This is a genomic window from Planctobacterium marinum, assembly GCF_036322805.1.
GTDB lineage: Bacteria > Pseudomonadota > Gammaproteobacteria > Enterobacterales > Alteromonadaceae > Planctobacterium > Planctobacterium marinum_A.
The window spans coordinates 2,495,179-2,516,574 of the sequence record NZ_AP027272.1 but is presented as its reverse complement, the minus strand read 5'-3'; the positions used below and the strand labels follow the sequence as shown (position 1 = coordinate 2,516,574).

General features: G+C 45.3%; 15 protein-coding genes. 8 read left to right on the top strand and 7 right to left on the bottom strand.

Annotated features, from left to right (window positions below; translation table 11 throughout):
• Positions 1-23 precede the first annotated feature (23 nt).
• The gene (locus tag AABA75_RS11315; protein ID WP_338292711.1) at positions 24-1,550 is read left to right on the top strand and encodes an MFS transporter; all 1,527 of its coding nucleotides are present in this window, start codon (positions 24-26) and stop codon (positions 1,548-1,550) included.
• A gap of 48 nt (positions 1,551-1,598) precedes the next feature.
• Here AABA75_RS11315 and AABA75_RS11310 read toward each other — a convergent pair whose 3' ends face one another.
• The gene (locus AABA75_RS11310) at positions 1,599-2,630 is read right to left on the bottom strand and encodes a LacI family DNA-binding transcriptional regulator (RefSeq protein WP_338292710.1); all 1,032 of its coding nucleotides are present in this window, start codon (positions 2,628-2,630) and stop codon (positions 1,599-1,601) included.
• 98 nt (positions 2,631-2,728) lie between these two features.
• Complete coding sequence (locus tag AABA75_RS11305; protein ID WP_338292709.1) at positions 2,729-2,884, bottom strand: hypothetical protein; 156 nt, start codon at positions 2,882-2,884, stop codon at positions 2,729-2,731.
• Positions 2,885-2,985: 101 nt separating this feature from the next.
• Between AABA75_RS11305 and glnS the strand changes: the two genes are divergently transcribed.
• Positions 2,986-4,647, top strand: coding sequence for a glutamine--tRNA ligase (gene glnS / locus AABA75_RS11300; RefSeq protein WP_338292708.1), 1,662 nt, complete (start codon positions 2,986-2,988; stop codon positions 4,645-4,647).
• Positions 4,648-4,704: 57 nt separating this feature from the next.
• Here glnS and AABA75_RS11295 read toward each other — a convergent pair whose 3' ends face one another.
• On the bottom strand, positions 4,705-5,448 hold the full coding sequence (locus tag AABA75_RS11295) for a YciK family oxidoreductase (protein WP_338292707.1): 744 nt from the start codon (positions 5,446-5,448) through the stop codon (positions 4,705-4,707).
• Between the two features lie 303 nt (positions 5,449-5,751).
• On the opposite strand from AABA75_RS11295, the gene AABA75_RS11290 reads away from it, so the two are divergent.
• Complete coding sequence (locus tag AABA75_RS11290; protein ID WP_338292706.1) at positions 5,752-8,343, top strand: VolA/Pla-1 family phospholipase; 2,592 nt, start codon at positions 5,752-5,754, stop codon at positions 8,341-8,343.
• Positions 8,344-8,856: 513 nt separating this feature from the next.
• Here AABA75_RS11290 and AABA75_RS11285 read toward each other — a convergent pair.
• Positions 8,857-10,689, bottom strand: a complete 1,833-nt coding sequence (locus tag AABA75_RS11285) for a M2 family metallopeptidase (RefSeq protein ID WP_338292705.1) — start codon at positions 10,687-10,689, stop codon at positions 8,857-8,859.
• Positions 10,690-10,914: 225 nt separating this feature from the next.
• Here AABA75_RS11285 and AABA75_RS11280 point away from each other — a divergent pair, with 225 nt between their 5' ends.
• The 3 genes from AABA75_RS11280 to AABA75_RS11270 all read left to right on the top strand — a co-directional run bounded on the left by AABA75_RS11280 (position 10,915) and on the right by AABA75_RS11270 (position 13,535).
• The gene (locus AABA75_RS11280) at positions 10,915-11,526 is read left to right on the top strand and encodes a TetR/AcrR family transcriptional regulator (protein WP_338292704.1); all 612 of its coding nucleotides are present in this window, start codon (positions 10,915-10,917) and stop codon (positions 11,524-11,526) included.
• Positions 11,523-12,296, top strand: a complete 774-nt coding sequence (locus AABA75_RS11275) for an ABC transporter substrate-binding protein (RefSeq protein ID WP_338292703.1) — start codon at positions 11,523-11,525, stop codon at positions 12,294-12,296. The genes AABA75_RS11280 and AABA75_RS11275 overlap by 4 nt, the downstream gene beginning before the upstream one ends.
• A 102-nt stretch (positions 12,297-12,398) precedes the next feature.
• Entirely contained in the window at positions 12,399-13,535 is a 1,137-nt protein-coding gene (locus AABA75_RS11270) for a DNA alkylation repair protein (protein ID WP_338292702.1), read from the top strand.
• 40 nt (positions 13,536-13,575) lie between these two features.
• On the opposite strand, the gene AABA75_RS11265 is transcribed toward AABA75_RS11270, so the two are convergent.
• Complete coding sequence (locus tag AABA75_RS11265; RefSeq protein ID WP_338292701.1) at positions 13,576-13,839, bottom strand: GrxA family glutaredoxin; 264 nt, start codon at positions 13,837-13,839, stop codon at positions 13,576-13,578.
• Between the two features lie 202 nt (positions 13,840-14,041).
• On the opposite strand from AABA75_RS11265, the gene nagZ reads away from it, so the two are divergent.
• Complete coding sequence (gene nagZ, locus AABA75_RS11260; RefSeq protein WP_338292700.1) at positions 14,042-15,049, top strand: beta-N-acetylhexosaminidase; 1,008 nt, start codon at positions 14,042-14,044, stop codon at positions 15,047-15,049.
• Positions 15,039-16,418: an SLC13 family permease gene (locus AABA75_RS11255; protein ID WP_338292698.1), complete on the top strand. Its 1,380-nt coding sequence runs from the start codon at positions 15,039-15,041 to the stop codon at positions 16,416-16,418. The genes nagZ and AABA75_RS11255 overlap by 11 nt, the downstream gene beginning before the upstream one ends.
• A 1-nt stretch (position 16,419) precedes the next feature.
• Here the strand turns inward: AABA75_RS11255 and AABA75_RS11250 are convergent, their stop codons facing one another.
• Both AABA75_RS11250 and mfd read right to left on the bottom strand, forming a co-directional pair.
• A complete protein-coding gene (locus tag AABA75_RS11250) occupies positions 16,420-17,865 on the bottom strand; it encodes a CsiV family protein (protein ID WP_338292697.1) in 1,446 nt (481 codons plus the stop codon).
• Between the two features lie 32 nt (positions 17,866-17,897).
• Complete coding sequence (gene mfd, locus AABA75_RS11245) at positions 17,898-21,377, bottom strand: transcription-repair coupling factor (RefSeq protein ID WP_338292696.1); 3,480 nt, start codon at positions 21,375-21,377, stop codon at positions 17,898-17,900.
• Positions 21,378-21,396 lie beyond the last annotated feature (19 nt).

Below are 21,396 nucleotides of genomic sequence, written 5' to 3'. Positions count from 1 at the left end.
GACAACCAGAAAAAAGGACAGGCATGTACAGAGCTAAGCCGGAACTCAATTTTTTTCAGATCTTCAATATGTGTTTTGGATTCTTGGGGATCCAGATGGGCTTCGCCCTGCAAAATGCCAACGTCAGCCGTATTTTTGAAACACTGGGGGCTGATTACAACAATCTGGCCATATTGTGGATTGCGGCACCGCTCACCGGGTTAGTGGTACAACCAATAATTGGTCACATGAGCGACAATACCTGGAATAAACTCGGACGCCGCCGACCTTATTTCCTGTACGGAGCCATTGCCGCCAGCCTGGCCTTGATTGCCATGCCTAATTCGCCTTATTTGTGGGTAGCTGCCGGTATGCTCTGGATTATGGATGCTGCTATTAATGTTTCCATGGAGCCGTTTCGCGCTTTCGTTGGCGATATGTTACCAAAGGAACAACGCGCTACCGGCTTTTCAATGCAAAGCTTTTTTATCGGTATCGGGGGGACGATTGCATCGGCAATGCCTTGGATACTGGCCAATTGGTTAGATGTGAGCAATACCGCAGAGCCGGGAGTCGTGCCTGATTCGGTTAAATTTTCCTTTTACTTTGGTGCAGTCGCCTTCTTTTTAGCCGTGGGCTGGACCATCTGGTCTACCAAAGAGTACAGTCCGGAAGAACTCGACGAGTTCGCCGCAGCGGAGAAAGAAGCTGAAGACAAGGCCGGAAGAGCCCACGCCGTGCAAATTAAAGAACACGTTACACATCCTGCTGAGGCTTACCTGAAAGGCGGTGTAATCTGGTTAATTATCGGCTTAGTGTTAACGGCCATCATTCAAATTTTTAGTGCCTCTTTAGATAAGAAGTTATTTATTTTGTCGGGTGTGCTTGCTGCCTTTGGTGCTTTGCAGCTTTTGGCCGGGATGTTCGCCAAACAAAATAAGGCGGACAATGGCTTTAATACCATGATGGATGACTTGTTTAATATGCCTGATACCATGAAACAACTGGCCTGGGTACAGTTCTTTTCGTGGTTTCCGTTATTTGCTATGTGGATCTATACCACCGCAGCAGTAACCTCTCACCATTACCATACCAGTGACCCTTCTTCAACGGCTTACAATGAGGGCGCAAACTGGGTCGGCGTGTTGTTTGGTGGACAGTTCGCTTTCGCGGCGTTAGCTGCTGTCGTTATCCCTATTCTGGTGAAGGCGACAAATCTGCGCATTACTCACTTGATCAATTTGTTTCTCGGTGCATTAGGCTTTTTGTCTTTCTTGCTCATCGACAACCCCAATTACCTTATTTATTCCATGGTGGGTATTGGTTTTGCCTGGGCTTCAATTCTGTCTATTCCCTATACCTTGTTGGCCAATTCCTTGCCGCAAAATAAGATGGGGATCTTTATGGGGATCTTTAACTTCTTTATCACTTTACCGCAATTGGTTGCCGCCAGTATTCTGGGTTTTATGGTAACGCGTATCTTCGATGGTGAACCCATCTATGCACTATTGATAGCGGCGATAAGTATGGCTATTGCCGGACTCCTGACCTTGAGAGTACGGGAAGCATAAAAAAGGCAGGCGTAATGCCTGCCTTCTTTCTTTTAACGACTAATCGACTTATTTTGCGCCACAACTGTGGCGTATAACGACCTCTGCATCTATGAGATGGCTTTCAACCGGTTGGCCTTCAATCTGTCCCACTAATGCGTCTACTAACAGTTCTCCCGCCAGTTTCGTATTTTGTTTAACGGTAGACAGGGGCGGATTGGTAAAGGGGGCCAATGGGATGTTGTCGTAACCCGCCACCGCAATGTCGCCTGGTACTGAGATGCCGGAATCTTTTAACGCGGTTAATACGCCAATAGCAATCAGGTCGGAAGCACATAATATTGCATCGACTTTCGCACCTGACTCCACCAGCGCTTTAGCCACATTGTAGCCTGAGTGTTCGGTGGATATCGCATCCCAATGTTTAGCGCGCTGATTTTCGCCCAATAGACCCGCTTCTTTTAAGGCGTCGTTAAAGCCATTAAAACGCTCCAGGAATTCGGGGCAGTTATTGTCAGCACCACCGATAAATACAAATTCTTTGTGGCCCAATGAAATCAGGTGTCGAGTGATGTTTTTACCGCCTTGATAATTATTGCTGCCGATAACTACACCTGGGTGACTTTCGTTAATCGCCCCCCAACGCACGAAGTGGGTGTTTTGTTCTTCTAACGCCTGTAACTTATCCTGATATTCCAGGAAGTCGCCATAGCCCAACAGAATAATGCCGTCTGCTTTATGGGTATCTTCAAAATCTGCATGCCAGTCGTCACTGAATTGTTGAAACGACACCAGCAGGTCAAAACCGGCATTTGCCGTCGCTCTGGTAATGCTACCCAACATGGATAGGAAAAAAGGATTGATCATACTGTCGTCTGAGGTGGGATCTTCAAACAACAATAACGCCAACGTTTTGCTTTGTTGCTGCCGCAGATTGCTGGCATTTTTGTCAACTTTGTAGTTCAACTCGCGTGCGATAGCTTTAATTTTGTCGCGAGTTTCTTTGCTCACAAGCGGACTGTTGCGCAGCGCCCGAGACACTGTTGATTGGGAAACACCGGCCTTGTGGGCGATATCAAAGGATGTGGCTTTTTCTTTCATTGTGTTTGCTGAGTCATTATTGTTTTATTTCTCACCCAAAAATAGTAGTCCGCTCTTATGGTATGGCACAAGTTTTATTGCGCTTGTAGCGGCAAAAGTTAATAAACAGGTTGCTCGTCGTTCACAAAATAAACGATGTGACGGGACTTTTGATAGTTTGACAGCGTTGCCGAGAGATTATTGGCAATTAATTTGTTGGCGATTAACGCAAATGGTTCAGTGAGTATAAATCGCGCTTCCTTCCAGTCAGGCAAAAAGTTATCATTCTGGTTTTGAATTATTCCCCCCGTAAAATCTGCGTAGAACAACGAATAAGAAACTTTTGGGGCGTTTTAAACTAGTTAGAGGATGACCAATGGCCGAGACAGAAAATCGTCCGACCAATTTTATCAGACAGATCATAGATCGCGACCTGGAGTCGGGTCTACATTCAAGTGTACATACTCGTTTCCCGCCAGAGCCGAACGGCTTTTTGCATATCGGACACGCTAAATCCATTTGCCTTAACTTCGGTATTGCTGAAGATTACAAGGGCACGTGCAATCTTCGTTTTGACGATACTAACCCTGAGAAGGAAAGCATAGACTATGTTAACGCTATCAAAGAAGACGTTAGCTGGTTGGGGTACCATTGGGAAGGTGAGGTACGTTACTCGTCAGACTATTTCGACAAGTTACACGGTTACGCCGTAGAGCTTATTGAAAAAGGATTAGCGTTTGTTGATTTTTCTTCACAAGAGCAAATTCGCGAAATGCGTGGCACACTAAAAGCACCCGGTCAGCACAGCCCTTATCGCGATACCGATGCGGCCACAAACCTGGCTGAGTTTGATAAGATGACCAAAGGCGAATACCCGGAAGGTCATTGCTGCTTGCGCGCCAAAATTGATATGGCATCGCCGTTTATGTGCATGCGCGATCCAGTGATTTACCGCATCAAATTCGCTAATCACCATCAAACTGGCGAGAAATGGTGCGTTTATCCTATGTATGATTTTACCCACTGTATATCGGATGCGATTGAGGGCATTTCTCATTCATTGTGTACATTGGAGTTTCAGGACAACCGTCGGTTGTATGATTGGGTAATCGACAATATCAGCATCGAAACTCAGCCCAGACAGTATGAGTTTTCTCGCTTAAATCTCGAATACACGGTACTAAGCAAGCGCAAACTGATCCAGCTTGTAACTGAAGGTTTTGTGGATGGCTGGGACGATCCGCGGATGCCAACCATCGCCGGTTTGCGCCGTAGAGGATACACGCCAGCGTCTATCAGAGAGTTTTGTAGCCGCATTGGTGTGACTAAAATGGATAATTTGATCGAAATGTCCATGTTAGAAGCCTGTATCCGGGATGAACTCAACGAAGACGCACCTCGTGCAATGGCAGTGTTAGATCCGATAAAAGTGGTGATTGAAAATTACGCCAATACTGAAGGTGAAATACTAAAGGCCGCGAATCATCCCAATAAACCTGAACTGGGTGAGCGAGAGCTAGCTTTTGATGGCGAAATTTACATTGAGCGTGATGACTTCCGCGAAGAAGCCAATAAAAAATACAAGCGGCTGGTGTTGGGAAAAGAAGTTCGTCTGCGCAATGCATATGTTATTAAAGCAGAACGAGTGGAAAAAGACGCTGAGGGTAACATTCAGACGATTTATTGCACTTATGATGCCGATACTTTGGGTAAAGATCCCGCAGATGGCCGTAAAGTCAAAGGGGTAATCCATTGGGTTTCTGCTGTGCGTAATAATCCTGCGGAAATTCGACTTTACGATCGTTTGTTTAAAGAGGCGAATCCCGGCGCGATGGAACTGGCAGAAGCCTACAACTCTGAATCGCTTGTTAAACTCAATGGTGTTGTGGAATGCAGTCTGGTTGGTAAAGCCATTGGCGAAGCCGTACAGTTCGAAAGAACAGGCTACTTTTGTTTAGACAAGGAGTCTCAGCAAGATAAGTTGGTGTTTAACCGTACTGTGGCGCTCAGAGATACCTGGGCCAAAATAGGCGACTAACTATCACATAATAAAAAAAGCCTCATCAGAGGCTTTTTTTATGGCTGTTTGCTGTATTTATTTAGGCTGGCAATTCAGGGTTTCGCCGGTGACACCAATACTAGCATCAGCCATTAAATACAAATATGCAGGCATGATATCGGTTGGGGTCTTTAAACTTTCGGGGTTTTCCGCGGGAAATGCTTTCGCTCTCATCCCCGTTCGTGTGCCACCTGGGTTAATACAATTAAAGCGCATTGTACTATTTGAGTATTCGTCTGCCAGGCATTGCATCATGCCTTCGGTGGCAAATTTTGAAATAGCGTAAGTACCCCAATAAGCACGACCTTTTACACCTACCGAAGAAGAAGTAAACACCACAGATGCGTTGGGGGCTTTTTTCAAAACAGGCAATAAAGCCTGAGTCATAAAAAATTGACCATTGAGGTTAACTTGCATTACTTGACGAAATTCGGCTTCCGGGATTTGACCGAAGGGTTGTAACTGTCCCAATAAACTGGCGTTGTGTAATAAGCCATCTAATTTACCAAACTGATTTTCAATGGTACTGGCCATATCCTGATAATGCTTTACTGTTGCGCCTTCCAGGTCCAAGGGCACGATGGCCAACTCAGCGTTACTTTGTTTTTCACAAAGATCATAAGTGGCCTCCAGTTTTGCAATCGTGCGACCTAGTAAAATAACATTGGCACCATAGCGCGCAAATTGCAGCGCTGCCTCTTTGCCAATGCCATCACCAGCGCCAGTTACCAATATGGTTTTACCCGACAAAGCATCAGAATTTGGCTGAAAATCAAGCATATACTTTCCAATTGTAAAAAAAACTGGATTTTAACACTGACTGTCCTATGTTTGGGATAGTTTATTGATAAAAAGCCTCAATCATTGATGTAAAGCGGGTAGAGCAGGTACTGGCTTTTGCGTACTGGTTGATTTACTAACAAAGAGTTAACAAATCTTTGCAAATACTTTTATTTGCCCATAATATTGGGTTAATTGTCACTGGTCGTACAAGTTATGACCAAACATTTACCTGCACACAATTAATGCGGATACTAAACCTACAAGGTTAAACAATAATTAGAATAGGATTTGGGGATACATATGAAAAAACTGCTACTCTGCACCGCGATTGCCGCATCTCTCAGCCTCTCCGGCTGTGGAGGTGGAGGCGAGGACCTGGTTGAGGTCCAGGCACAGACTCCTGTCGATAAGCCTTTTGCACGTATCGTGTTTAATCCACCTTCGACATTTCCGCTGCCCAATGACGCAGCAATGTTACCGGCTACCAGCCTTTTTGACTTCACTATTGAATCAGAAAATCAAACCGACTTCGACGGTTCCAATCCGCTCGACGCAGTAGGCGCGCTGGATGGTTGGTCCACCCAATATCCTATGACTATTGACGTGGACTTGCCTGCTAACGTCACTCTTCCACTAGCTTCATTGCAGGCACCAAACGCTATCCATATTTACGAGGCAACACAAGCGCTTGAAGGTACTTCTGCAGCTTGTCAGGCGATTGCTTCTCAGGTTGCAGCGCCGGGTGTGCCTTGTGAGATTGGTGAAAGACTAACACTGAACCAGGATTACGCGGTTACCCTGAGTGATAGTGACACTATTGCTATTATTCCATTGCGTCCATTGAAGCCCGGCCAAGGTTACATGTTAGTTGTAACGGAAGACTTGCTAGATTCCGATGGTCGTCCTGTGCTGGGTTCAACAACTTGGGAACTGGCTCGACAAGACATTAATTCTTTACCACTTTCCTCTGCTGATCAGCTACAGCTTCAAGGCTTAGTGAATCTCTTGGTCAATGGTTCGTCTGGCGCGGGTATTCCAATTGAACAAACCAGCTACGCGGCATACATCTCAACCGGCTCTGCTGGTACGGTAACTGCTACAGTTAAGCAATTGCAGGTTGGCCCATTCGCGCAGGCGTTAGGTACGTTACTTGCTCAAGGTGTTGATTTACCAACGGCACAAGCGACTGCTGCACAATATCTACCTGTTGTAGCAGTAGGTGATTCACCTCGTGGTGATAGTGCATACGATGTGTTGGGGCCAACGTTACTGGGCGCTGATACTTTCGCACAGTTTGAAGCTTTGGGTCTAAACTGCGATACGATGCGGGCTATTCTGACGGGCGACCCGTTAAACCCACTTTACCCAACCGTTGCCAGTGCCTATGGTTCACTAGCTCCTTTCTGTGCAGCGACACTGAAAACCGGTCAGGTAAACTTGCCTTATTACTCAAACCCAGAGAATCCGTTAGGCGACTGGTGGCGTAGTGCTTGCACATCAGGTGCGGCCGTTTCTGCCATTGAAGGCTCAGCACCTGGTACGGTTGCAAGTTTAATTGCAAATGGCGCAGTAGGTCCTAACAATGAACTTTGTCAGGCTGCCAGTGGTGGTCAACTGTATGATTTGAATTTGGCTGCGATTGGCATTACCGACCGCCGTCATTTGACTAAATTTGCTCCAGTGCCTGTAGCACAAGGTTCAAATCCAGATGGTACTGAGACAATTGAAGTTCAGGTGACTATTCCGGACGAAGAATTGATCAACTTCCTGGCGACAATTAATCCAGATGAGATTGCTCCGGTAAGTAAACCCGAAGCTGGCTGGCCAGTTGTCGTGATTCAGCACGGTATTACGTCCAAGAAAGAAGATGTGTTAGCCGCAGCAGGTACCTTGGCTTTAGCTGGATTTGCAACTGTAGCTATCGACCATCCTCTGCATGGTAGTCGTGGTTTTGAAATTGACGGTCAAACAGTCAATGCCTCAAATGGCTTCGGTGGCTCATCCACAGATTATTTGAATCTGGGTAGCTTGCTGTCTGCACGTGATAACTTGAGACAAAGTATCGTTGATACTATGGGCTTACGTCTTGGGTTGAACGCCTGGGTTGATACGACTGGTGAAGCTGACATCGATCCTACTAACGTTCACTTCATGGGCCAAAGCTTAGGTTCAATTACAGGTATTGGTACGGTTGCTACTGCGAATACGCCAATGAGTGGTGACTTAGCAGCGTTTAACTCTATGTTCGAGTTCAAAACTGCAGGTTTATCTGTTCCTGGTGGCGGTATTGCTCAGTTCCTGATTGAGTCTGCTGGTTTCGGACCTCTGGTTTCTGCTAGCGTATTGGCCGGCGGTTCTGAGTCGTTCCAGGTAGCTTTAGGTACTTATGCACAAACCAACGGTGTGCCGGTATCACAAGCTTTAATCCCGGCTTACTTGCAATACGTGGGTGAAAGAACCGCGGCCCAAGCTGCAGCAGATGCAGCCATAATCGGCCAGTTTGCTTTTGCGGCCCAAACCGTGATTGAAGGTGGCGATCCAAACAACTACGCAGCGCGTCTGGCGGCCACAACGCCAGTATTGCTACACGAAGTTGTAGGTGATGGATCTGAAGGCAGCAGTGATCAGGTTATTCCAAATACCACTTCACTACCGACTTCAGGTACAGAAGCACTGATCAGATTCTTGGGATTACCTTCTATAAGCAGCTCAGTTGTTGCTGAAACACCACAAAGCGGTGCTGTAAGATTCGTAGCAGGTGAGCATGGTTCGTTGTTCAACCCAACTTCGAGCGTTGCAGCTACTACTGAAATGCAACTGCAAATGGCGACTTTCTTTGCTACGCAAGGTACAGCCATTGTTGTCAGAGATGAAAGCGTAGTAGCAAACTAAGCTTAAACAACCCATTTAAGAACCCGCTGAGACAGCGGGTTTTTTTATGCAAAAAATTATCTTAACTATACAAGCCCTTGTTAGTGCCTCCCGGGAAACTCACTCAGTAGCAAAGATACATTAAAGTATTAACTCCTAACCCGCTAAGACCAGCCTGCAGACGACAGTTTGATTAAGCGCTTTTCATAATCAGTAGCTTTTAAGCAACACCGTACACGATATTAGTTGTGAACAGGTTCTAAGATCACTTTGCAAATGAGCTTCTAAATCAAATCTCTTGAATGGGATAGCGCAAAGCCGAAGAGCCGTTTTGCTTTTATGGTTGTGACGCTTGAGCACTAGTGCAAATTTGAAGGGCTGCCTTTGCTGTTAATAACGAAACAGCATTTAAGCCAGAACTTTGGGGCTGAAGATGAACGGGGCAGAAACAAAAAAAGAGACTGACAACTCAGTCTCTTTTCATTTTACTTTGTCAGTAAAGATAGCAAACGGTGTTGTTTGCTGTTGATGAGTTTACCAACCGCAAGTACGGTCTTTGTTCTGCTCATCTAACCACACTTTAAGTGGTGCAAAGTAATCTAATATGGCCGTCGCATCCATTTGTGGTGAACCGGTCAAGGTTTCCAGAGCTTCTTGCCATGTCTTACTTTGGCCTAATTCAAGCATGTTGTTTAGTGCCGTTCCGGCTTCTTCGTTACCATAAATTGAACAACGGTGAACCGGGCCCTCGTCACCTGCTATTTTACAAAGCTCACGATGGAACTGGAATTGCAGCAGGTGGGCAAGGAAGTAACGAGAATATGGCGTATTGCCTGGAATATGGTACTTAGCCCCTGGATCAAAAGCATCGGCAGGGCGCTCAACTGGCGCCATAACGCCTTGATACTTCTCTCTTAATTGCCACCAATAATCATTGTATTGCTCTGGCGTAACATCACCGGAGAACACACCCCAGCGCCATTTATCAACTAATAAGCCAAAGGGAACAAAAGCAATTTTATCCAGCGCCAATTTTAACAACATACCAATGTCGTTTGAAGCATCTGGAATTTCGTCAATCAAACCGATTTGCTTCATGTATTTGGGTGTAATGGAAAGAGCGATTACGTCACCAATCGCTTCGTGGAAGCCATCATTGGCACTACCTCGATAAACCAGTGGTAAATCTTTGTAGGCACGCTGATAAAAGTTATGACCTAGTTCGTGGTGTATAACAGCGAACTCTTCTCCCGTTTTCTGGATACACATCTTAATGCGCAGATCTTCTTTATCATCCAGGTTCCAGGCGGACGCATGACATACTACATTGCGATCAGCTGGTTGGGTAAACTGTGAGCGCTCCCAGAAAGTCTCTGGTAACGGCTCAAAACCTAAAGAAGTAAAAAACGCTTCTGCCTGTTCAACCATTTTGATTTCGTCGTAACCATGTTCCTCAAGGGCAGCGGTAACATCGGTAACCTGTAACTCTTCTTCAGGTTTGACGATATCATAGATGTTGCCCCACGTTTGTGCCCACATGTTGCCTAGCAGGTGCGCCGGAATGGGTTGGTCTTGCGGAACAACATCGGTACCGTATTGTTCACCAAGCTCTGCGCGCACATGGCAGTGTAGGGCATCATAGAAGGGTTCGACCTGACCCCACAATCTGTCCAGTTCTTTTTCAAAAGCATCGGCTTCCATGTCATATTTACCGCGCCATAACTCGCTGATATTTTCGAAGCCTAACTCTTGAGCGCCTTTGTTAGCTATTTCTACTTGCTCAACGTAAAGATCTTTCATCGGTGGTGACACCTGACGCCAGCCCTGCCAGATATCTAATAGTAGCTTTTCGTCTCTTTCTGTGGCCATCATGCCACCCATCTCTGTCAGGCCCCAACATTTGCCTTCTTCCGGGCAATATTGACCTGCGCCATACATACCTTCCATGTCGGTACCAATTTGTGCCAGACGCTCTGAATCAGCAGCATTTCCAGGAGGAGGCAAAACCAGAGAGTTACGCAATAAATCTAATTGACGGCGAGTGTCAGGATCGACTTCAACGTTGTTAAACTTAGCCGACTCTTTAGCTAATTCAGACGCTCGGCTAGAGAGCTTTTCTGATAAATAGGCGGATACCGCAGCGGTGTCTTTAATGATATAGGTTTGGTAAGCCCAGGCCGCTTGAGCGGCGGGCGCTTGTAGTTTTTCTAATTCTTCTTGTGCGCTTTTAATAAAGGCTTTGGCATCTTCCGCAGTAGGCGCTTTTTCAACGTTACTGTCTTTTTTTACGGTTTCCGTGGTGTCATTGCATCCTGCCATGCCGAGCGTTGATGCGATAAGTACCGCCAACATCGAGCGTTTAATCATGAAGTGTTCCTCATTTCTGTCGTTATTATTAATGTAAAAACGATTGGGTATGTTTTCGCACGACAGTATAGATGCCTGACTGTACCTCAGGCAACTGAGCGCACCATATTTTAGATAGATAGCCATAGAATTAAGTTATCTTGCTTGAACTTTAATTACAGACCCTTTACAGTCCTGAAACACAAAGAATTTATAATTAGAAACGTGTCCACTAAAGAACGCATATTGAACGCCGCTGAACACCTGTTTTGCGATTTCGGTTTTGACAATACTTCTCTTCGAGCTATCACCAGCGAAGCTGATGTTAACCTGGCATCTGTGAATTATCATTTTGGGTCTAAAAAACAACTTATTCAGGAAGTGCTGGCACGCTATCTCAGTGTATTAATGCCGGCTTTGGATCAAAAACTGATAGCTATGCGTGAGTCCGGCGAAGCGACGAGCACTGAAACTCTATTTGGTGCGTTGGTCGAACCGTTATTGTCACTGGAAAAGGTGAGACCTAACGGTACCCGTGTGTTTGTTCAGCTATTTGCACGGGCTTATTATGAATCACAAGGTCACTTAAGACGCTACATTACCAGTCACTTTGCTGCTGAACTTAAACATTTAAACAAAGCACTGCATTTGGCTGTGCCGCACCTCTCCCCAAGTGAGGTGTTCTGGCGCTGGCATTTTGCACTTGGTTCCTGTGTGTTTACTATGATATCCAGTAAAGCCCTATCTGAGATAGCAGAAGCTGAATATCAGCAACACATGGTTATTGAAGATTTAATCAGGAAGGTTATTACTTACATTGCTGCAGGATTCAGCGCGCCCCTAACCACTGAAGTATGATGCGTTTTTTGATTCTGTTCATTGTTGTTTTGTTATCCGGGCAGTTAGCTGCGCAACAAACTAATGACCTGACAGTGCTGAGTACAAATTACCAGCCTTATAACTATCAAAACAACAAACGTGAACCCGATGGTCATGCGACAAAAATGGTACAGGCGCTGTTAACCGAAATACGCCGTTCTTCCTCTTTAGCTGTTTCTGATATTGAGTTTCTACCTTGGGCGCGTACTTACCATCTCGCTGAAACAACACCTGATACGTTAATTTTTTCTATTGCAAGAACTCCTGAACGAGAGGCCAAGTTCAACTGGATTGGTAAACTGTTACCTATGCCAGTTTATCTCTATAAGAATGCCGGGCGTAACGATGTGGTCTTTGACAAGTTACAGAGAAATGAGGTTTGGGCTGTGGCAGGTGTTAACAATGGTGCGCCCACAAACTGCATTGAAGAGATGGGCTATAGGGTGGTTCACAAAAGTGCAAACTACGAAGTTCAGTTTAAAATGCTGGATAAAGGACGGGTTGATTTGATGGTGTTCGACTCGATTTCATTTGCACAAGAAGTAAAACGATTAGGCTATTCCAACCAGCAGTTTGCGCCCTTTTTGTATTTACCACAGTGCTCTTACGATCTGTATGTAGCCCTAAATAAAGATTCAAACTCAAGTGTTGTCGAAGCTGTGCAAACTGCCTGGCAAACACTTTCCGATGAGGGAGCGTTAGAGCCTTTCAGAGCGGCATTTGAAGAAACCTATCAACCATTTCATTAATCTGATTAATAAAGGCACTCGCAGCGCTACTGACACTTTTGGGGCTGCCGGCTGGTAGGGTCAGTAACTTTGTGAAAGACCGTACTTTTGTGGAAGACCGCCATGCCAGAACCATTCAAAGAAAAGTTCAATGTTGCCCTGATCACCGCTTTAGCTGAAACAATACAGGATAGATTTCCTGAATTTACCGCCGAGAATTTTATTAATTCAGCAATAAAAGATTTGGATTCGCTGGAGTTGAAGCAACGCTCGATGCAAATAACCGAAGCTTTGCACCAGTGCTTACCGATAGATTTTAACCATTTTGCTGAAATAATCAGGGCTATTCTGCACCCAGATGACAACATGGATATGAATCTTGCCAGAGTGGAAAAAGAAGGCGTCAGAGGGTGGGCAATTATGCCTTTAGCTGACCTTGTGGCTATTCGTGCTATCCCTGAATACTTTGATGAGGGCTTAATACTGCTTTCAGAATTAACAAAGCGTTTCAGCGCCGAATTTGCCATTCGCGATTTTATTCTTATGGACTTATCCAAGGCATTCACGACCATCACTCAATGGACTACGTCTGATAATGAGCACTTGCGCAGATTAGCCAGCGAAGGCGCCAGACCCAGACTGCCTTGGGGAAAGCAGTTGCCCGATTTAATTCGAGACCCGCAACCGCTAATGCCGATTTTAGAAAGCTTATTAGATGATGACTCAGAATATGTGAGGCGTTCCGTTGCGAATAACCTTAACGATATTGCCAAAGACAATCCAGGTTTTGTTATTGATTTTGTGGCCTGTCATATTGCTACGGATAATAGACAGCGCATGCGTTTATTGCGTCACGCTTGTCGCACACTGATAAAACAGGGGGAACCTCAGATTCTGGCATTATTTGGTTACACAAGGTTTACCGGTAATACCGTATTGACGCTGGATACTGAGCAGGTTAGTTGGGGCGGTGTTGTCTCTGCCACTTTAAATTTGTCTTCGAACAGCAGAGACAATCAAAGTTTGATGATTGACTATGTGGTTTGGCACCAAAAAGTCAACGGAAAACTGGCACCCAAGGTGTTTAAATGGAAGGTAATAGATACCTGGAATGGAGCGTCATTAACGCTTACGAAAAAGCACTCCTTTAAACCGGTAACGACCAGAAGATACTATCCTGGTTTGCACAAGATTCAGGTGCAAATTAACGGCGAAGTATTTGATGAAGTGTCGTTTACTTTGATGAGCGACAAACATTAAAATGCAGGTGTGTCACCTCGTTGTGACACACCCTTGTGCTTTATTCGTACAATCCGAGATGCTCTTTCGCGTATGCCTCGAATTCCGTAAATCCACCTATGTGATTTTGGTCGAGGAAGATTTGCGGTACGGTTTCTACTGGCTTACCAACCGTTTTCTCCAAGTCTGCTTTACTGATCCCTTCGACATGGATATCAATGTAACGATATTTAAAATCGTCTCTGTCACCGGTAAGCTTTTCTGCTAAGTCTTTTGCTCTGACACAGAAAGGACACCCATCTCTGCCAAAAATTACTGCGAACATTTGCTACTCCTAAACTCAAACTCTTTCAATATCGAAAGTCTATCAGGCAAAAAGGATAAATAAAGTCGGAAGAATAGATGCTAATTATCGCTTTTTTGAATTAGTTTCGCTTTTAATCCCCAGGCCAATTGCATTCGGTGATGTGCATCTTTTATAGTGGCGGTATTAATAACAACAATAAATCGATTTAATGGGAATTTTAATGTTGGACCTTCCGGGCCAGTCACTCAGCGCGGAAGACAAGGAAATACTGGAACATCCTCTTACCGGTGGTTTAATCTTTTTTACTCGCAACTTTGAAGATCATCAACAAATAGCAGAATTAACCTCAGAAATCAGAAGCAAGGTGCCAAAACCATTACTTTTTGCTGTTGATCAGGAAGGCGGCCGAGTGCAGCGTTTCAGGCAGGATTTTACTGCTCTGCCATCTATGGGAAGTATCCTTGAGCTTTGTCAGGGTAACATGGATTCGGCCGTAAGCTACTGTCAAGCTGTTGCCGAGCTTATGGCTTTGGAGATTCAATCCGTCGGAATCGATATTAGCTTCGCTCCTGTGGCAGATATTAACGATATTTCAGAAGTAATAGGTGATCGCGGCTTTGCTTCGGACAAATCTTCAGTGGTCAAATTGGTTAATGGGTTTTGTCAGGGGATGCGCGCCGCTGGTATGGCAACAACGGGAAAGCATTTTCCCGGACATGGCAGCGTTAAAGAAGACTCACATATCGCACTGCCAATTGATAATAGAGAAGCGGCAGAAATACTCGACAAAGATTATTGGGTTTTTCAACAGTTGATGTCGCAAGGAGCTCTGGATGCGGTAATGCCAGCTCATGTAATTTATCCTGCTTTTGATGAGCTGCCTGCAGGCTTTTCTAAAGTGTGGATACAGCAGCAATTGCGCGAACGCTTGCAGTTTAAAGGCGCGGTGTTTTCCGATGACCTTACAATGGAAGGTGCAGTTAAGTCCGGTAGCCCGACCGAGCGAGCACACCTGGCAATAGGGGCAGGTTGTGATATGGCACTTATTTGCAACAGTCGCGATACCGCCATTGAAGTTTTGGATAGCTATCAAGGCCAGCCCAAAATGAGCACTGCAATCGCTGAGATGATTATGGCTGCACCTACTTTCAAAGGGCTTACTAACTGTCAGTCATCAGAGCGCTGGCAAACTCTTCGCGCCAAGTTGGATGAGCTGAATGAACACTAAACAGGCCATCATTCTAGTCGCGCTGATTGTAGCGGGGGTTTTAAAGTGGTACCTGGATACGTTAGGCGTAACTCCTGAAATTAGTTGGACGGCTGCCATTACCCTGGTCACTGCAGTGTTGTGGGTGAGTGAAGCGTTGCCTATTCCAGCGACGTCATTGATCCCATTTGCGGCGTTTCCCGCTGTCGGCGTACTGTCTCACAAAGAAGCTGCGTCGGCCTTAGGCAGTCATGTGATCATTCTGTTGATGGGTGCTTTTATGCTTTCTAAAGCCATCGAAAAGTCGGGTGTTCACAAACGCTTTGCATTACAAATGCTCAAAATTACTGGAGGCAAAAGCGCTGCTCGACTGGTTCTGGCCTTTATGCTGACCGCAGCTGTTTTGAGTATGTGGATTTCCAACACAGCTACCACTTTAATGCTGCTGCCCATAGCCCTAGCAATTTTATCCTCTATAGACAATCCGCGATTAGCAGCAGCATTACTGTTGGGCATTGCTTATGCTGCAAGCCTGGGTGGCGTCGGCACACCAATAGGCACGCCGCCCAATATTATTTTCATCAGCGTTTATCAGGAATCTCAAGGACAAGAAGTATCCTTTTTGCAATGGATGAAAACCGGGATACCTATCGTGGTGATCGCCATCCCCATTATGGCTTTGTGGTTGACCAGAGGGCTGGGACCACTGGGTAATGTGACTATTCCTACCTCTGGGCAGTGGAAAGCTGCTGAGCGACGCGTTTTGGTTGTTTTTGGTTTGGTGGCCTTAGCATGGGTGGGACGACCATACTGGTCTGAAGCGCTGGGGATCAAGTCAATAGGCGATAGCACCATCGCCTTAATTGGGGTGGTGGCCATGTTTATTGTACCCAACGGTGAGCGCGATGCCCAAGGCAAATCAGAGAGTTTACTGGACTGGAAAACGGCTAACGATATCCCTTGGGGCTTATTATTGTTATTTGCCGGTGGTATTTGTATTGCGAAAGCTTTTACGGCATCTGGTTTAAGTCAGAAAATGGGAGACTTACTGAGTTTTCTGCAAGATGTACCGTTGCCGGTGCTCATCCTGTCGATTTGTTTATTTGTTACTTTCTTGACGGAAATTACCTCAAATACTGCAACCGCTACCTTGCTAATGCCTATTTTGGCGCTAAGTGGCATGGCAATGGGAATAGAGCCTGCGCTGCTGATGATCCCGGCGGCAATTTCGGCGAGCTGTGCTTTTATGCTGCCAGTGGCTACCGCGCCAAACGCAATAGTTTACGGTACAGATAAGTTTCCCATTAAAACCATGGCCAGAGAAGGCTTTGTATTAAATGTATTAGTGGCCTTTGTCGTATCTGGTGTAAGTTATCTTACGCTGCAATAGCTTATTCGGATAAATCGGTTTCAGGTGGTTCAGGACGTTGATAACGGCGGATCTGAACTACCATGCCGAATAAGGGATGATCAAAATAGTGCAATTCTGTGCTGATCATCCTGCGCAATTGGTCGAAGTGAAAGGTTTTTAAAAAATTGGGCGCTGGCGCAATTGCATTACTAATACCAGATGAGTCTGTGATTGTTTGAGCACTGTCATTGGCTTCTTGTCCCTGCCAGTCGATATAAACAGGTGCTCGGAAGTTTAAGTCGCTGTCCAGGTGCAAATAGGGGGTACGGCCTAAATATTCGATGAATATTTTTATTCTGCCGTCGAGTTCCCACACTTCATTTGATACTGAATTCAAAGGTGATGCGCGCAACGCTAATAACTGCTCTGGTATCAAGCTAGTTTTTTCGTTTTCAGAAACATCAGTATCAAGAATCGTTTTGATTTGTTCAAATAGTGTCTTTGTCTCTGTTTTGTTATTGCTGGCGGGACCATCTAAGGGTAAGCCGGCATAATTAAACTCTTTACTATAGTTTTTGCCTGCCACCAGTCGATACCATGGTGCATTGTCTCTGCCAATGATCACGTTTTGGCGCCAGGCAGTATGTAGCAAGACCGTTAAGCCTCTGGTTCGGTTGATATCCCTGCGCAGCTTCTTTAGTTGCAGCTGCTGTGCCGGCAAGGCATAAGCAATATCCGAATAGGGCAGTTCAATTCCATCTATTACAGAAGGGATTTCAGGTAAAAAAGCATAGTTGCGAAGTTTATTTATTTCAGGATCACTGAACAAAGCTTGCTCTGAGGACCACTGACAATAAAGTGTTTTTGGCAAATCCACTGACTGCGGGCTTTGCTTATGAGTAACAGCCTGTATTCGATAAAAAACAGGCGCTTCGGATTGGCTTTTCCAGTCACTGTACTCAGTGCTCAAATCAGTGAAAAATGTATCTAAGCCCTGTTGCCAGGTTTCAGAGGGCTTGTTTTGTACTATCCACTCAGGCTGTGACATCAAGCTTGAAGCTAGCAAACTTTCTGATATTCCCGTGTCATCATTTTCAAGCTTTTTTGCCAAATCATGCATATTGGAGACATCAAGGATTCTCGGGTATTTAGCCGTTTGTGCTGGTAAGGGCAGAGGTTTTTCCTCAGAAAGGCAGGTTTTAGCGCCTTGTCGTAAAAAATCAAAATCTGGTAATAACGCTTTCGTGATGAAGTCTGGTAAATCTTTACTTGCTATGTAAGACGCTTCGAGAGGGAATTGCTCTTCAATGGTATCTGGATTGATAGCTCTTTCAAAAACAATGGCTTCTACTTCAAACCACCACGGATCCTGATCGCGCGACTGTGTCGCATGCACTTCCAAAGTGGCTGCAACCAATAAACCAAACAAGTATTTAAAGGTACTTCCCCTGCGCAATTTGTTTTCCTGATAGTGAGTTTTTGTCATTCTAAACGAACAATCCGATGTTACCCAGCTGCTTAAGCAACTTTTTGTTGCCGATTAAAATCATTAACCAGTCCCTCAATAAACGCCAACCGCTGAATCGCATCCGTCGTAACTTTCACGAATTTAAGTTTTTGGGGCCCATCAAAGCGATATACATCGGGTTTGGATTGTATTAACTGAATGATAAAACCTGGATCAACATTAGTTTGCTCACCAAACTCTACAAATCCACCTTGGGCGTTGGCATCGATCTTTTGAATACCGATATTCTTTGCTTTCAATTTAAGCTCGTGAACTTTAAATAAGTTTTTAGTCGCTTGAGGTAACATGCCAAAACGATCAATTAATTCCACTTGAATGTCCTTTAAAGCCGCTTTGTCTTTGCATGATGCGATTTTTTTGTACATAGACAGGCGAATGTTAACGTCGGCTATGTAGTCTTCCGGAAGCAGAGTCGGTAATCGCAATTCAACTTCTGTGTGTTGCGCCATGAGGTTGTCCAGTGACGGCTGTTTACCGGCTTTCAATGCTTCTACGGCTTCTTCCAGCATCTCCATATACAAACTGAATCCCACTGTGGTGATTTGCCCTGATTGCTCTTCACCCAATAGTTCCCCTGCGCCACGGATTTCTAAATCATGGGTGGCTAACTCAAAACCTGCACCGAGATTGTCTGATTGGGCAATAGCCTCAAGGCGTTTAGTGGCATCTTTGGTCATGCGTTTTGGATGCGGTGTAAGCAAGTAAGCATACGCCTGGTGATGAGAACGACCGACACGTCCGCGTAATTGATGTAGCTGTGCCAGGCCTAAATGATCAGCCCGGTCCATGATAATGGTATTTGCTGACGGGATATCGATACCTGTCTCGATAATGGTGGTACAGACCAACACATTAAAGCGCTGGTGATAGAAATCGGACATGACCCGTTCCAACTCTTTTTCACGCATTTGACCATGAGCTACAGCAACTTTAGCTTCTGGCACTATTTCGGAAATTTCACTGGCGGTCTTTTCGATACTTTCTACCTCGTTATGCAGAAAATAGACCTGTCCACCGCGCAGAATCTCGCGCATCACGGCTTCACGGATTAACGCTTTATCCCGCTGTTTAACGAAGGTTTTAATCGCAAGCCGTTTTGCTGGAGGTGTCGCAATAATTGACAAGTCTCGCATGCCGCTTAGGGCCATGTTGAGGGTTCTGGGGATTGGTGTCGCGGTAAGGGTTAAAATATCTACTTCGGCCCGTAGGCTTTTAATTTTTTCTTTTTGCTGTACCCCGAAACGGTGTTCTTCATCGATAATCAATAGGCCCAGGTCTGCAAATTTAACATCTTTTTGTATCAGCTTATGGGTACCAATTACGATATCTACCTTGCCTTCAGCAATGCCCGCCAATACTTGTTTTTGCTCTTTACTGGTATTAAAACGCGACATGACTTCTATCTGAAAAGGCCATTGACTCATTCTATCCCTGAAGTTTTCGTAATGCTGTTGTGCCAGCAGTGTTGTTGGAACTAATACTGCTACTTGTTTTCCCTGGCTTGCCGCAATAAAGGCCGCTCGCATGGCAACTTCGGTTTTACCAAAACCCACATCGCCGCAAACCAGTCGGTCCATAGCTTTGGCTGAGCCCATATCGTTGATGACGGCATTAATAGCTTGCTGCTGATCATCGGTTTCTTCGAAGGGGAAACTGTCGGCAAAATGACGGTACTCCTGCCAGTCTATTTTGCAGGCTTGACCGGGTTTAGCTTCTCGTTGTGCATAAACCTCTAATAATTGAGCGGCTACATCACGGACTTTTTCGGCCGCTTTTTGACGCGCTTTACTCCATGTATCTGTGCCCAAATTATGTAATGGTGCCTGCTCGTTACCACCGCTGTATCGGCTAATCAGGTGTAGTGAAGCAACCGGGACATAGAGCTTAGACTGTTTTGCATATTCAATCGTGAGATATTCTGTAGTTACGCCACCGGCATCTAAGGTTTGCAAGCCCAAATACCGACCCACACCGTGTTCGATATGCACCACAGGCTGACCTGGCTGCAGCTCAACCAGGTTGCGGATAACAGCTGATTCGTCTGTTGCCGTGTGTTTTTTACGCAATCGTCGCTGGCTGACTTTATGGCCAAGTAATTCGGTTTCGGTGACAAACGCCAGTGAGCCATCTGAACCTTCTATAACAAAACTGTTATCAACATAACCTATGCAGATACCGACAGACTCATGAGCACTTAAAAAAGCATCGGTGTGGTTATAGGAAACAGGTTTAATTTCCGCTTCAGCTAATAACTCCAGTAAGGCTTCTTTGCGACCGGCGGTTTCAGCACAAAACAATATCTTTGTGCCATTGTCTTGCCAGGTTTTTATTTGGGCTTTTAATTTAACAAAAGGGGTTTTCAGTTGTGCGTTTATGGCGATGTCAGGGGTTTTATCTATCTGGTACTGCACCACACCACTTTTATTGTCTGGAACGTCATGACAGAGATTGACCCTTGGCCATTGTTTAATGGCTTGGTTTAGTTCTTCTACGCGAAGAAATAAATCTTCGGGTGGCAATAAGGGTTTCAGTGGATCCCATCGATGCTGCTCATATCTTTCACTCACATCAGCAAGGAAAAAGTCCATCGCCTGATTGATATCACCTTGCGTTACAAACAAGGTCTCCTGACTGATATAGTCAAAGATACTGGCAGTCTGTTCAAAGAAAAGGGGCAGATAATATTCAATACCCGCAGGCATGACACCTGAACTGACATCGTGAAAGATAGAGCCTTTGCCTATTGCTGCATCAAACCGGCTTTTATAATTTTCTTTAAATTGCTCAATGCCTTGCTTGTTGATGGGAAATTCATGAGCAGGCAACAGGCGTATGTCGTTTTGCTTTTCACCTGAACGCTGGGTATCGGGATCAAATGCGCGAATACTTTCAATTTCATCATCAAACAGATCCAGTCGCAAAGGCTGTGTGGTACCCATAGGGTATAAGTCAATTATGCTGCCTCGAACCGAATATTCGCCGTGTTCCATGACTTGATTTACCGCACTATAACCCGCTCGGTTAAGACGATTGCGGAATGCTTCAATATCCAGTGTTTGACCCTGCTTCAGGAACAGAACATATTTCCCAAGGTATTCCACTGGTGCAATTTTTTGCAGCAGGGTCGTTACCGGCAATATGTAAATATCTTTACCCGGTTGGGTTAACTCATATAGGGTTTCAAGGCGCTGAGAGATGATGTCCTGATGCGGGGAAAATGAGTCATAAGCCAGCGTTTCCCAATCGGGGAAGACACTCACTTTAACATCACTGTGTTTAATAAAGTGCTTAATCTCTCGCTCAAGCTTTAACGCTGCCGGAGAGTCAGCGGTAACGGCAATAATTCGGTTATCAGTTTGTAGCGCGGTATTGGCAATAGCCAGGGCAGGGGAGCTGCCAGATAGATTACACCAGTAACGCTGTTCGCCAGCTTTGGCTGGCAGCTGGGGAGAAAAAATTGTATTTTGCATTCGATTTTTTAGCAGGTAA